At 63.4% G+C, this 12859-nt stretch carries 10 protein-coding genes and 6 tRNA genes; 14 read left to right on the top strand and 2 right to left on the bottom strand.

Features of this window, described 5'->3' with window-relative positions; genetic code table 11:
• The first annotated feature begins 2 nt into the window (after positions 1-2).
• The 12 genes from purF (at position 3) to ACE3PH_RS02755 (ending at position 8577) form a co-directional block, all read left to right on the top strand.
• On the top strand, positions 3-1529 hold the full coding sequence (gene purF, locus ACE3PH_RS02810; protein WP_374316316.1) for an amidophosphoribosyltransferase: 1527 nt from the start codon (positions 3-5) through the stop codon (positions 1527-1529).
• Between the two features lie 18 nt (positions 1530-1547).
• Positions 1548-2807 carry an O-succinylhomoserine sulfhydrylase gene (locus ACE3PH_RS02805; RefSeq protein ID WP_374316314.1) on the top strand — a complete coding sequence of 420 codons (1260 nt, stop codon included), beginning with the start codon at positions 1548-1550 and terminating at the stop codon, positions 2805-2807.
• Complete coding sequence (gltX, locus tag ACE3PH_RS02800) at positions 2804-4219, top strand: glutamate--tRNA ligase (RefSeq protein WP_374316312.1); 1416 nt, start codon at positions 2804-2806, stop codon at positions 4217-4219. The genes ACE3PH_RS02805 and gltX overlap by 4 nt, the downstream gene beginning before the upstream one ends.
• Positions 4220-4348: 129 nt before the next feature.
• Positions 4349-4424, top strand: a tRNA-Ala gene (locus ACE3PH_RS02795).
• 72 nt (positions 4425-4496) lie between these two features.
• Positions 4497-4572 (top strand) — tRNA-Glu (locus ACE3PH_RS02790).
• A gap of 51 nt (positions 4573-4623) precedes the next feature.
• Positions 4624-4700 (top strand) — tRNA-Asp (locus ACE3PH_RS02785).
• A gap of 88 nt (positions 4701-4788) precedes the next feature.
• Positions 4789-4864 (top strand) — tRNA-Ala (locus ACE3PH_RS02780).
• 86 nt (positions 4865-4950) lie between these two features.
• Positions 4951-5026, top strand: a tRNA-Glu gene (locus ACE3PH_RS02775).
• Positions 5027-5077: 51 nt separating this feature from the next.
• A tRNA-Asp gene (locus tag ACE3PH_RS02770) sits at positions 5078-5154 on the top strand.
• A 367-nt stretch (positions 5155-5521) separates the two neighbouring features.
• Positions 5522-6121: a hypothetical protein gene (locus ACE3PH_RS02765; protein WP_374316310.1), complete on the top strand. Its 600-nt coding sequence runs from the start codon at positions 5522-5524 to the stop codon at positions 6119-6121.
• A 32-nt stretch (positions 6122-6153) separates the two neighbouring features.
• Positions 6154-7752, top strand: coding sequence for a SagB family peptide dehydrogenase (locus tag ACE3PH_RS02760; RefSeq protein WP_374316308.1), 1599 nt, complete (start codon positions 6154-6156; stop codon positions 7750-7752).
• Between the two features lie 21 nt (positions 7753-7773).
• Positions 7774-8577 carry an ankyrin repeat domain-containing protein gene (locus ACE3PH_RS02755; RefSeq protein WP_374316306.1) on the top strand — a complete coding sequence of 268 codons (804 nt, stop codon included), beginning with the start codon at positions 7774-7776 and terminating at the stop codon, positions 8575-8577.
• Here ACE3PH_RS02755 and ACE3PH_RS02750 read toward each other — a convergent pair whose 3' ends face one another.
• Both ACE3PH_RS02750 and ACE3PH_RS02745 read right to left on the bottom strand, forming a co-directional pair.
• Positions 8578-10383: a thioredoxin domain-containing protein gene (locus ACE3PH_RS02750; protein ID WP_374316304.1), complete on the bottom strand. Its 1806-nt coding sequence runs from the start codon at positions 10381-10383 to the stop codon at positions 8578-8580.
• 10 nt (positions 10384-10393) lie between these two features.
• A complete protein-coding gene (locus ACE3PH_RS02745; RefSeq protein ID WP_374316302.1) occupies positions 10394-11209 on the bottom strand; it encodes a hypothetical protein in 816 nt (271 codons plus the stop codon).
• A 195-nt stretch (positions 11210-11404) separates the two neighbouring features.
• Between ACE3PH_RS02745 and ACE3PH_RS02740 the strand changes: the two genes are divergently transcribed.
• Complete coding sequence (locus tag ACE3PH_RS02740) at positions 11405-11698, top strand: DUF6156 family protein (protein ID WP_374316300.1); 294 nt, start codon at positions 11405-11407, stop codon at positions 11696-11698.
• A 41-nt stretch (positions 11699-11739) separates the two neighbouring features.
• Positions 11740-12828: a PAS domain-containing protein gene (locus tag ACE3PH_RS02735; RefSeq protein WP_374316298.1), complete on the top strand. Its 1089-nt coding sequence runs from the start codon at positions 11740-11742 to the stop codon at positions 12826-12828.
• Positions 12829-12859 lie beyond the last annotated feature (31 nt).

Below are 12859 nucleotides of genomic sequence, written 5' to 3'. Positions count from 1 at the left end.
CCATGTGCGGCATCGTTGGTGTGATTTCCAAGGCGCCAGTCAATCAACTGATCTATGACGCCTTGCTGCTGCTGCAGCACCGGGGTCAGGATGCAGCCGGCATCGTGACGGCCGGCCCGGATGCGCATGGGCGCAAGTTCTACATGCACAAGGCCCGTGGCATGGTGCGGGACGTGTTCCGTACCCGCAACATGCGCGCCTTGCCGGGTACGGTGGGGTTGGGCCAGGTGCGTTATCCGACCGCAGGCAATGCGTTCAACGAAGAAGAGGCGCAGCCTTTCTACGTCAACGCGCCGTTCGGTCTGGTGCTGGTCCACAACGGCAACCTCACCAACGCCCACGCCCTGCGTGACGAGTTGTTTGAAATCGACCGTCGTCACCTGAATACCGACAGCGACACCGAAGTGCTGATCAACGTGTTTGCGCACGAGCTGGAACTGGCTGGCCGCGATCTGCCCCTGACGCCGGATGCCGTTTTCGCTGCCGTGCGTGCCGTGCATAAGCGTATCAAGGGCTCTTATGCCGTGGTCTGTCTGATCGCCGGCTATGGCCTGGTCGCCTTCCGTGACCCCAATGGCATCCGTCCGCTGTGCTACGGTGAAGCCGACCTGCCGGAAGGTCGCGAAGTGATGGTGTCCAGTGAGTCTGTGGCCCTGGAAGGCACGAGCCACCGTTTCGTGCGTGATGTGCAGCCAGGCGAAGCGCTGTTCGTCGATCTCGACGGCATCGTTCATGCCAAACAGTGTGCAGACAACCCGATGCTGCACCCCTGCATGTTCGAGTATGTGTACCTGGCGCGTCCTGACTCCGTCATCGATGGCGTGTCGGTCTACCAGGCGCGTCTCAACATGGGTGAGACCCTGGCGCAGCGCGTCATCTCGACCATGCCGCCGTCGGAGATCGATGTGGTCATCCCCATTCCAGAGTCGAGCCGCCCGTCTGCCATGCAACTGGCACAGAAGCTGGGCAAGCCCTATCGCGAAGGTTTTGTGAAGAACCGCTATGTCGGCCGGACCTTCATCATGCCGGGGCAGGGCGTGCGCAAGAAGAGCGTGCGTCAAAAGCTCAATGCCATCGGACTGGAGTTCAAGGGGCGCAACGTGCTGCTGGTGGACGACTCGATCGTGCGTGGCACGACCTCCAAGGAAATCGTGCAGATGGCCCGCGAGGCGGGCGCCAACAAGGTGTACCTGGCTTCGGCCGCACCTCCTGTGCGCTTCCCCAATGTCTACGGCATCGACATGCCGACCAAGAGCGAGCTGGTGGCCCATGGCCGCACGATCGAGGAGATCCGCAAGATCATTGGCTGTGATGCCCTGATCTATCAGGATGTGGATGCCATGAAGAAGGTGGTGGGGGAGTTGAACCCGGCCATCAAGGGCTTCGAGGCATCGTGTTTTGACGGTGTGTACATCACCGGCGACGTCAGTGCGGAAGACTTTGCCGCCATCGAGTCGCAACGTTTGACCCAGAAGGGTGAAGAGGAAGCCAGCAACTCCCGCCTCGCCCTTCAGAACCCCGGCGAGTAAGCCGACACTGGAGGGCCCATGGCCTCATCTGATTCGAAGAAGAAACTGCCGCGCAAGGACCTGCCGCCCGATGTGCACATCGAGACGCTGGCTGTGCGCGAAGGTCTGCCCCCGACCCAATGGGGGGAGAACTCGGAAGCCCTGTTCCTGACGAGCAGCTTCAATCACCCGGATGCGGCCACGGCGGCGGCGCGCTTCGCCAACGAAGAAGAAGCCTTCGTCTATTCGCGGTTCACGAACCCGACGACGATGATGTTCGAGCGTCGCCTGGCGGCCCTTGAGGGCACGGACGCCGCCATGGCGACTTCCAGTGGCATGGCAGCCATCCTGCTGCTGATCATGGGCCTGCTGAAGGCGGGTGACCATGTGGTGTGCTCGCGCAGCGTGTTCGGCTCCACCATCGCCTTGCTGCAGCGCGAGTTCGGCAAGTTCGGTGTCGAGTCGACCTTCGTGTCGCAGACCGATCTGGCTGAATGGCGTGCCGCGCTCAAGCCCAATACCAAGCTGCTGTTTGCCGAAACACCCAGCAACCCGCTGACCGAGGTGTGCGACATCGCTGCGCTGGCCGATATCGCTCATGGGGCGGGTGCGCACTTGGCTGTCGACAACTGCTTCTGCACGCCTGCCTTGCAGCAGCCGGCCAAGCTGGGCGCCGACTTCGTCATCCATTCGGGCACCAAGTATCTGGATGGTCAAGGCCGTGTGCTGGCCGGTGCCCTGTGTGGTCCCGAGTCCTTCATCAACGGGCCCTTCATGTCCACCGTGCGCAGTGCCGGCATGAGCCTGTCGCCTTTCAATGCCTGGGTCGTGCTCAAGGGGCTGGAGACCTTGTCCATCCGCATGGCGGCACAAAGTGCCAATGCCATGAAGCTGGCGCAGTGGCTGGAGCAACAGCCGGGCGTCGACCGTGTCTATTACCCGGGCCTGCCCAGCCACCCGCAGCACGAACTGGCCATGCGCCAGCAGCATGGCTGCGGTGGTGCTGTGGTGTCTTTCACGGTCAAGCCCGCAGCAGGGCAGGGCGAGGAAGCCCCGCGTCTGCGTCAGGGCGCTTTCCACGTGATCGACAGCACCCGCCTGTGCTCGATCACCTCCAATCTGGGTGACACCAAGACCCTCATCACCCATCCGGCCAGCACCTCGCATGGTCGCCTGTCGGAAGAGCAACGCCTGTCGGCCGGTATCACGCAGGGCATGATCCGCGTGGCCGTGGGCCTCGAACACATTGACGACCTGACGGCCGATCTGGCCCGCGGTCTGGATACTCTGAACGTATGACACAAGCTGCCAAACCCGTCCGCACGCGCTTTGCGCCGTCGCCAACCGGCTTCATCCACCTGGGCAACATCCGCTCGGCGCTGTACCCCTGGGCCTTCGCACGTGCCAATCAGGGCGTATTCGTGCTGCGCATCGAAGACACCGATGTCGAGCGCTCCTCTCAGGAAGCGGTCGATGTGATCATCGAGAGCATGCAGTGGCTGGGGCTGGACCACGACGAAGGTCCGTTCTACCAGATGCAGCGTATGGAGCGCTACAAGGCTGTGCTGCAGCAGATGCAGGAACAGGGCCTGGTCTATCCCTGCTACATGTCGACCGAAGAGCTGGATGCACTGCGTGAGCGCCAGATGGCCAACAAGGAAAAGCCCCGTTATGACGGTACCTGGCGTCCGGAGCCCGGCAAGACCCTGCCGCCTGTGCCAGAAGGCGTCAAGCCCGTGTTGCGCTTCAAGAACCCGCAAGGTGGGTCGGTGGTGTGGGAAGACAAGGTCAAGGGCCGCATCGAGATCAGCAACGATGAGCTGGATGACCTCGTGATCGCTCGCCCGGATGGCACGCCGACCTACAACTTCTGCGTGGTGGTAGACGACATGGACATGGGCATCACCCACGTCATCCGTGGCGACGACCATGTCAACAACACGCCGCGTCAGATCAACATCCTGCGCGCCCTGGGTCAGGAACCGCCGGTCTATGCCCACTTGCCCACCGTGCTCAACGAGCAGGGCGAGAAGATGTCCAAGCGCCATGGCGCCAAGGCCGTCACGCAGTACCGCGACGAAGGCTATCTGGCGGACGCCATCGTGAACTACCTGGCCCGCCTGGGCTGGAGCCACGGTGATGACGAGATCTTCACCCGTGAACAGCTGGTGGCCTGGTTCGACCTGGATCACCTGGGCAAGAGCGCCGGGCAGTTTGACGAAGCCAAGCTGCGCTGGGTGGCTCAACAACACATGAAGATGGCTGCCGGCACCCAGCTGGCCGAGCTGGTGCGCGGTCAGTTTGCCCGCCGTGGGGTGGCCTTGCCGGCCCGCCTGTCGGAAGGCGACACCCTGGCAGCACTGTGCGACCTCTTCAAGGACCGCTGCGCCACGACGGTGGAACTGGCTGACTGGCTGTCGATGTATGCAAGCGATGTGACGCCGCCGGCACAGGAATTGGCCGAAAAGCTGACCGATGCGGTCAAACCAGCCATCGCTGCCTTGGCCAAACGCCTGTCTGACGTGAGCTGGGATGCTGCGAGCATCAACCAGGCTCTGAAGGACACGCTGGGTGAGTTCGGCCTGAAGATGCCGCAGGTGGCGATCCCCGTGCGTCTGCTGGTGTGTGGCCGCGCGCAGACACCGTCGGTGGATGCCGTGCTGGCCTTGTTTGAGCGTGATGTGGTTTTGCAACGGTTGGCCAAGGCTTGAACAATTTCGACAGCCTCTTGCCAAAAAAGCAAAAATCGACATATACTCTCATTCTCGCTTGAACGACGCTTTGTTTGAACAACGAAGCAGCCGGGCTAAGCACCAGAGTCGCTGAAAAGCGGTCCTCATGGGGGTATAGCTCAGCTGGGAGAGCGCTTGCATGGCATGCAAGAGGTCAGCGGTTCGATCCCGCTTACCTCCACCAGTCAACCTTGTGTGGGCAGGTGGTACCGGTTGCAAGTTGCCGAGCAGTGCGTCGATCAGGAAGAAGGATTCAGTCCCCTTCGTCTAGAGGCCTAGGACACCACCCTTTCACGGTGACTACAGGGGTTCGAATCCCCTAGGGGACGCCAAGTTTGACGGCACTTGGCTGGCAGCGATGTCAGCAAAGTCGTTACCACTGCGGAGTGGTAGTTCAGTTGGTTAGAATACCGGCCTGTCACGCCGGGGGTCGCGGGTTCGAGTCCCGTCCACTCCGCCAAGTATTCTGAGCATTGCTGGTGACACAGCGGTGCTGGTTGAATGATCAGTCTCGGTGCCAGTCTGGCGCCCTGAGTGCGAAAGCATGAGGGGGTATAGCTCAGCTGGGAGAGCGCTTGCATGGCATGCAAGAGGTCAGCGGTTCGATCCCGCTTACCTCCACCAAAGATGCCGACAGGGCAACCTGTCGTGATGGTGGCGACAGACCGGTAGTGGGGCAGGTCAGGCAGCATACAATTCGTTTTGACGGAGTCCCCTTCGTCTAGAGGCCTAGGACACCACCCTTTCACGGTGACTACAGGGGTTCGAATCCCCTAGGGGACGCCAAGTTTTGACGGCGCTTGGGTTGCGCATGCAGCCAAAGACGTCAGCCACTGCGGAGTGGTAGTTCAGTTGGTTAGAATACCGGCCTGTCACGCCGGGGGTCGCGGGTTCGAGTCCCGTCCACTCCGCCATCAATGCGAAACGCCTTGTGCATCCGAAAGGACGTACAAGGCGTTTTTCTTTGTGCGTCGGTCTGTTGGTCGAGCCATTACCCCTACTCGGCGTGAGGTTTGTACGGAATCCGACATCGGCTTGGCGGGTTTGGCAGGGGCTTGTCGGTGGCATGCTGAAATGCTGATGCGGCAGATTTCTATTTGAAATCAAGGGTTTGCGGTGTTTGTGCCGGGCTGGTATGGCGGTTGCAGTGTGGATGCTGTGGCGCTGCCAGTGGTTCGGGTCGACGGGGGTTGGTCCAGGGAGCTGCGGAGTGTGCGCCATGTCACCCGGTTCCTTGTCGGGAACCGCTTTCATCCTGACCTGTTCGAAGAAAGCCGCACCATGACGTCCACCGCCTCGATCATGAACACCGCCCTGGCCCGCCTGGAATCTGAGGGCCGCCTGGTCAACAGCGTGCTCAAGGGCCCCACCCACAAGCCGGGTCGCGTCGGCTTCCGTGGCGACATCGCGTTGAAGTTCCAAGCCAAGCTCGCTGACGAAGCCCGTCCCCCTGAAATCAGCACCGATCAGATCATTGCCGTGGCTGAAGAGGGCCAGGACTACATCGCCTTCATGGCTGGTTTCCTGTTGAGCTTCGAATACCTGAAAATGCTGGCCGAGGTCGTGGGCGAGTCCCTGTCGCCCAAGGGCAAGTACTTCATGTTCTGCGACAACATCGACCTGTCCAAGCGCTATCAGGTCGATTTCGGTGGTGCCACCTTCTACATCCTGCCGATCGATGAAGCCACTGTGTACAACGAAGTGCTGGAACTGCTGTACCTGGAAAAGACGGAGCTGAAGCGTCTGGACACGGCAGGTAAGGTCGATGCCATTGCTGACAAGGCCGTCTTCTTCACCGAAACCTTCCCGAAAATCACCTACGAGGAAGGCTTGAAGCTGATGGGCCCCGTGCGCAATCTGTACGAAAACCGTCCGGTCTGATCGGGTCGGATTGCAATCTGCGGGTAGCGGCCATGGCTGCATCTTCCGTGGTGGCGGCTTACCACCAGCGCAGCAAGCACCAGTTGCAACGCTACGCCGCAGGGCCCGAGACGCTGGACTGGGACGCGCAGCCCAACCCCTTTCGGGTGTGGGCTGGTGCGTCCCTTTGTCGTTTGCCGCTGTGTGCCGATGGGCTGTTGACCACCTGGGCGGATCTGGCCCCTGGTGGGCAGGTCGAGCCGCGCACACTGGACGCGGCCGGTGTGTCCGCCTTGCTCGAGCTCAGTCTGGGGCTGACCGCCTGGAAGCAGTTTGGGCCTGACCGGTGGGCCTTGCGGGCCAACCCGTCGAGTGGCAATTTGCACCCGATCGAAGCTTATGTGGTGGCGCAGGGGCTGTCCGGGCTGGCGGATGGCGTGCACCACTACGACCCGCTGGACCACGCCCTGGCGCATCGCCATGTCTGGCCGGTCTCGGATCGTCCTGCCACACCTCGTCTGTGGCTGGCTTTCAGCCTGATCCAGTGGCGCGAGGCCTGGAAATATGGTGAGCGTGCCTTTCGGTATTGCGAGCTGGATGCCGGGCATGCACTCGGTGCGCTGCGGTATGCGGCAGCTGCGTTGGGGTGGCAGGTGTGCCCAGTGTCAGGGCAGGGAGATGCTGCGCTTGCGCATCTGCTGGGGCTGGATCGCGATGGCGACTTTGGTCAGGCTGAGCGCGAGCTGCCGGTCTGTCTGTGCCAGGTGGGGCCAGCGTTGCCTGCCGAGGGCACCTGGCCGGATGACCTGGCGGGTGCGTGGCAAGGCGAGGCCAATCGCCTGGATCGGCACCCCATGTACCGCTGGCCGGTGATCGACGAGGTGAGCCGTGCCACGATACGCCCCGCTGAGCCGGACAGCCCGGTGCTGCCGTGGCACCCCGCCCAGTCATGTCGGGATGCGGGCCAGGCGCGCCTGGCACAGTCGCGCCTCAGTGCGCTGATCAAGGGTCGCCGCAGTGCCCAGCGTTTCGACCGGTCGGCCACCATGCCTTTGGCTGTCTGGTGTCGCTTGATGGCGGCCTTGCTGCCGGAATCCGGCATCCCCTGGGATGTCTGGCGCGAGCCTGCAAGGGTGCATCCGGTGGTGTTTGCACACCGGGTGGATGGGCTGCCAGCAGGGGCCTATCTGCTGGTGCGCGATGCCGCAGCCTTGCCGGCGCTGCAGTCGCAGCTGGGTGCCAATCTGGCATGGGAGCCAGTGTCGGGGCTACCGGGTGACTTGCCGGTGTGGCGGCTGGCTGACAACTCCGCGCTCGCTGGCACCATGCGGACCTTGAGTTGTCACCAGGCCATTGCCAGCGATGCGTGCGTGGCGGTGAGCATGCTGGCAACGGGCATCGATGACGAGCCGGCCCCGTGGGCCTATCGGTCGGTGCTGCAGGAGGCGGGGCTGCTGGGGCAGGTGCTCTATCTGCAGGCCGAGGCCGAGGGCTTCCGCGGAACCGGCATCGGTTGCTATTTTGATGACGCTGTGCATGAGCTGTTGGGGATGCGTGGCCCGGACTGGCAGGCGATCTACCACTTCACGGTAGGGGTGCCGGTGACGGACGAGCGCATCACCACCGAACCCCCTTATGCACACCGCAGCTGAACTGCCTGCCTGGAGAACGCCATGACCTCAGCGACCGCATTCCGACGACTGTCTGCCCAAGAGGCTCAGGCCTGGCTGGCCGAACACCCCGATGCCTTGTTGCTCGATGCAAGGCAGGCGGCGCACCATGATCAAGGGCATCTGGCCGGCAGTGTGCGTCTGGACGGTCGCAACCATGAGCGCATGCTGATGGTGGAGCCCAAGAGCCGCCCCGTGTTCATTTACTGCTATCACGGGAACGCCAGTCAGACTTACGCCGAGATGTTTGCCGACTTCGGTTTCCACTCTGTGCAGGACCTGATTGGGGGCTGGGAGGCCTGGTCGCAGCAGGTGGCGCGCTCGGTGGCCGAGCCTCTGGGTGACCGTGTATCGACCGAACCGGATGCCGAGTTGCTCGCGTGGCTGGATGCGCAGGGATTCGTCGATGCCCACACGGCTGGCGGGCATGGCAATACGCCCCTGATGCAGGCGGCCTGGCAGGGAAGGGGCGATCTGGTGGCTTCCCTGCTGCAGCTCGGCGTGAGCCGCACGGCAGTGAACAACGATGGCAACAATGCCTTGTGGCTGGCTTGCGTGTCCAACCAGCCGGCGTTGGTGCAGATGCTGGCGGATGCCGGTGTGCCACTGGACCATCAGAACCTGACTGGGGCAACCAGCCTGATGTATGCGGCGTCGAGCAGCAAACCGGAAATCGTGCAGGCCTTGCTGGCCTTGGGGGCCGACCCGCACAACCAGACGCAGGATGATTTCACCGCGCTGGACATGGCGGCCAGCCTGCCGTGTCTGCAACTGCTGCGCGCGGCCACACGTCGCCGCGCGGCCTGATCAGGCCGGAAGCACGACCTCAGGCTGGCTCAGCGCGGCGGCCTCCAGCATGCACGGATGGCTGGCTGGATCATCGGCCACCTGGGCTGCAAACACGGTGAGGCAGCGGCGTGCGGCCTCGGCATAGCGCGGCTCGCCCAGCACGGTGGCCAGACGCTGCAGGCCGATCACGGCGCTGGCGTTGCCTGAGGGCGTGGCCGTGTCATTGCCGGTTTTCATTCGGAAGAACAGGGGCGGCGCGTCGTGGCGGGTGAAGTAGAAGCCGCCTTGATGTCGGTCCTCGAAGTGGGCGAGCAGGGCATCGGCCAGCTGGCTTGCCCAGGTCAGCAGTTCGGGTTCCTGCACCGCCGCATGGAGGGTGAGCAGGGCTTCCATCAGGAAGGCGTGGTCGTCGAGGAAGGCGTCTTGTCCAGGCAGGCACAGCAGTCGCCCATCGGCACCCACGCGTTGCGTGCCAATGAAGGTGGTGGCTGCACGCGCGGCTTGCAGCCATTGTGGGCGGTCGCAGCGTTGCGCGGCCCGGGTCAGGGCGCGGATCATCAGGGCGTTCCAGCTCGTGAGGTGCTGTTCGTCCACCGTCGGGAGGGGGCGCTTGGCACGTTCGGCCAGCAGCTTCGGGCGGGCGGTGACGAGGTATTCCGCCAGCACCGCGGGCGGGCGTTCGAGGAACCGCCCCAGTTCGGTCATGGGGCGGGCCACCCGCAGGTGCCAGAACTGGCCTTCCATATTGGGTGGGTCGATCAGGCCCCAGTGTGCGGAGCAGACGTCCCATTCCTGTGGGCTGAGCAGTTCGCGGATCGTGTCGGCCTTCCAGGTGTAGAGCCCGCCTTCGATGCCTTGCGCATCGTCAGCGGGCAAGGAGGCACGGAAGGCGCCTGATGTGGCCTGCATGTCGCGCAGAGCCCAGTCGACCGTCTGCTCCACCACCTGCAGGAACACGGCCTCGTGGGTCTGGTGCCAGGCCTCGGCATAGACCTCGATGAGCAAGGCGTTGTCGCACAGCATTTTCTCGAAGTGCGGGATGCGCCAGGCCGCGTCCACGCTGTAGCGAAAGAAGCCGCCACCCACCTGGTCGTACAGACCGCCTTCGGCCATCTTGCGCAAGGTCGACAGGGCCATGTGGCGGGCCTGTGCGTCGTTGGCTGTGCGGCCTCTTTCCAGCAGAAAAGCCAGGTCGGTGGGGTGAGGGAACTTGGGGGCATTGCCGAAGCCGCCATGCCGGGTGTCGAAGGCCAGTGCGAGTTGCTGTACCGCCTGCGCCTGAACCTGGCTGTCCAGCATGATGCCGGGATGGGGTTGTGGCTGGCGTGCGCTCAGGGCTGCCAGCACGGCCTGGTCCTGGCGGGCGAGCGCCTGGCGCTTGTCGTGCCAGATGGTGCTGACCGAACCCAGGATGTCCTTGAAGGCCGCTTGCCCGGCCTGGGCCGCATGCGGAAAGTAGGTGCCGCTGTAAAAAGGGATGCCTTGCGGGGACAGGAAGATGGTCAATGGCCAGCCGCCCCCCGAGCGACGCAGGATCTGGTGAGCGTTCTGATAGAGCTGGTCGATTTCCGGGTGCTCTTCCCGGTCGACCTTGATGTTGATGAAGCCCTCGTTCATCAGCGCGGCTGTGCTCGGGTCGGAGAATGATTCGCGGGCCATGACGTGGCACCAGTGGCAGGCCGCGTAGCCGATGGACAGCAAGATGGGCTTGTCCTCGCGCCGGGCGCGGTCCAGGGCTTCATGTCCCCAGGGATACCAGTCCACTGGCTGGTCGGCGTGCATGCGCAGGTAGCTGGAGGATTGGTGGCTGAGGAGGTTCGGCATGGTCGATACCTTATGAGCTGAGGCGTTCCTGGCTACGCAGGGCGCGGGCTACCGCCTGGGCGCGCGCCGTGAGCGCGGCGTCCTCGTCGAGGCCGTTGACATCGGTGGCGCGGTAGGCGGCCAGGGCCCGGCGCAAACGGGGGGCTTTGGGGTAGTCCGCTGGCGTGTGGCCAGGGTAGGCGGCGTAGTCGCAGGTGCAGACCTGCAGCAACCGTTCGAAGCGCGCTGGTCGCGCAGGTGCATCCAGCCGTTCCAGCATGCTGGTGATGGCGCCGGCACGCATGTCGCTGGCACGGTGAACGCGGTCGCATTCATCGGCCACCAGGCGCGCCAGGTCCAGGGCTTCTGCAGGGATGTGCATGCGCAGGGTCAACCCGTCAAGCAGCGTCTGGGCACGTTGCTCATGCTTGTAGTGGCTGGGCCAGATGTCTCGCAGGGTGCCGCCCATGCCGATCTTGTGCATCAAGGCGGCGAAGCGCACATCAAGCGGCGCTTCAGCCCGTGCGGTTTCATTGACAACCCGCAACTGGTGCAGGCCTACGTCGATGGTTTCCGGGCCGTCGCACAGTTGCGGTACACCGAACAGCGCATCGACCTCGGGCAGAAAGCGCTTGAGCCCGCCGCAGGCGCGCAGGGCTTCCAGAAAGTGGGCCGGGTAGGGGGCCATCAGCCCTGAGGCCAGGGTGGACCAGGCTTCATCAGGTGTCAGCCGCTCCAGCACGCCCATCTGCACGGCCACGCACATGGTGGCCAAGCTCTGATCATCCAGGCGAGGGTGTGCCTGATGGGCGGCCTCCTGGGCATGTTGAACCAGCAGGTCACGCATCGCACGGCCCCGCTTCCAGCAGGCAAGGCCCCCCCTGTCGGCTTTGCGACATCGATGTGGCGTTTGTCCGGTGGCCCGCTTTCATGGTGATGACTGTGCACGAGCCATGCCATGCCTGACCTGCGTGCTATAACGCGTACGCCAGGATCGGAAATTGCTATGTCTGCCTGAATCAACAAAGGGTCGACATCCACCATGTCCGAGTGTCATGAACCGGTTGCACAGGTTCGCTACTTTCTGACCTACCGCGGGGTGAAGTTGCCGCTGTGTCTGGTCGAGGAGCTGGATGCCGCAGCGGTGCAAAACCGAAACACCTGTTTCCGTGCGACGTATGACAGGTCAGGGCGCATGACCTGTGTGGAAAAGCTGGTGTATGGCGAAGTTGAGATGCGCCACGATTACGAATACCAACAGGGAGGGGCGCTTCAGACCGTCACGGTGCGCGTGGGAGACGAGCAGCCGCAAGTGCTGTCCATGCAGACCGGGTAGGTTGCGGGTGCCGCTCTGCATGACCAGTGCAGGGGCAGGGCGTGAAAGAGCAGAGTCTGACGGGCCTCATCGAGGCCATCTACACCACGGTGCTGGCGCCTCAGGCGTGGTCCGGTGTGCTGGAGTGCATCCACCAGGAGATTGGCCTGGACGGCTGGTCATTGCTGCACGTGCGTGATCAGGTGAAGGTGTGCGCTGTCGGTGGGGAGCGCGCCAATGCGGCGGCGGCACAGCGCTATGAGGCGTATTACGGTGCCATCGACCCCCGCGCGGCGCATGTGCGAGGCACGCCTGTGGGCATGGTCTGCGCTGACCAGAATCTGTTCGATGAGCGCTTTGTCGATCGCAACGAGTTCTACCAGGACTTTTTGCTGCCCGACGGTTTGCGCTATGCCATGGGTGCGATGCTGCGCAGTTCTGAGGCGGGGGACTACGTGCTGGGCCTGCATCGGGGGCCGGAGCGTGGGTTGTTTCAGGAACGCGAGCAAGCCTTTCTCAGGTACCTGATTCCGCACATGAACCGGGCTTTGATGCTCGCTGAACGGATGCGCTCGCTTGAATTCAAGGGGCAGGCTTGTTCGGATGCCGTCGGCACAACGCCCATGGCGGTGTTGTCGCTGGACCTGCAGGGGCGTCTGGTGTGGGCGAACCCGCGTGGCGAGAAGATGCTGCGCGATGCCACGATGCTGGCCCTCAAGCTGGGGCAGTTGACCGCGGTGGATGGTGCCAGCCAGACGATGCTGCAGGATGCGGTTGACAAGGCGAAGGCCAGCCGTCAGGCCAGTTATGTGTTGCTGACCGAGCCGGTTTCAGTGATGCGCTTCAGCGTGGCCGTTTGCCCGACATCGCTTCCCGACGCCGGGTTGTTGTGCCTCGTTTCGCCGCTGGACCAGCGGCGGTTGGCCAGTGTGCGCCACCTGATGACCCTGTTCCGCCTGACGCCGGCCGAAGCGCGGCTGGCGCGGGCATTGGCATGTGGCGAGACGCTGGAGGAGTATGTGGAGACCTCGGGTGCCAAGATGTCGACCATCCGCACGCAACTGCGTGCGGCCTTCATCAAGACACGCACGGACCGCCAGTCAGAATTGGTTCGCCTGTTGCAGAACCTGCCGGCCATCCGGGACACATGATGTGGCAAATACGGCGTATAAGGGTATGCGA

It is taken from the genome of Aquabacterium sp. (assembly GCF_041909175.1).
GTDB lineage: Bacteria > Pseudomonadota > Gammaproteobacteria > Burkholderiales > Burkholderiaceae_C > Aquabacterium.
This window is presented reverse-complemented; position numbering and strand designations above follow the sequence as displayed.

What these genes read in the sequence shown, in the direction of transcription:
- purF (WP_374316316.1), top strand. Translation starts at nt 3, where the DNA reads ATGTGCGGCATCGTTGGTGTGATTTCCAAGGCGCCAGTCAATCAACTG.
- ACE3PH_RS02805 (WP_374316314.1), top strand. Translation starts at nt 1,548, where the DNA reads ATGGCCTCATCTGATTCGAAGAAGAAACTGCCGCGCAAGGACCTGCCG.
- gltX (WP_374316312.1), top strand. Translation starts at nt 2,804, where the DNA reads ATGACACAAGCTGCCAAACCCGTCCGCACGCGCTTTGCGCCGTCGCCA.
- ACE3PH_RS02765 (WP_374316310.1), top strand. Translation starts at nt 5,522, where the DNA reads ATGACGTCCACCGCCTCGATCATGAACACCGCCCTGGCCCGCCTGGAA.
- ACE3PH_RS02760 (WP_374316308.1), top strand. Translation starts at nt 6,154, where the DNA reads ATGGCTGCATCTTCCGTGGTGGCGGCTTACCACCAGCGCAGCAAGCAC.
- ACE3PH_RS02755 (WP_374316306.1), top strand. Translation starts at nt 7,774, where the DNA reads ATGACCTCAGCGACCGCATTCCGACGACTGTCTGCCCAAGAGGCTCAG.
- ACE3PH_RS02750 (WP_374316304.1), bottom strand. Translation starts at nt 10,383, where the DNA reads ATGCCGAACCTCCTCAGCCACCAATCCTCCAGCTACCTGCGCATGCAC.
- ACE3PH_RS02745 (WP_374316302.1), bottom strand. Translation starts at nt 11,209, where the DNA reads ATGCGTGACCTGCTGGTTCAACATGCCCAGGAGGCCGCCCATCAGGCA.
- ACE3PH_RS02740 (WP_374316300.1), top strand. Translation starts at nt 11,405, where the DNA reads ATGTCCGAGTGTCATGAACCGGTTGCACAGGTTCGCTACTTTCTGACC.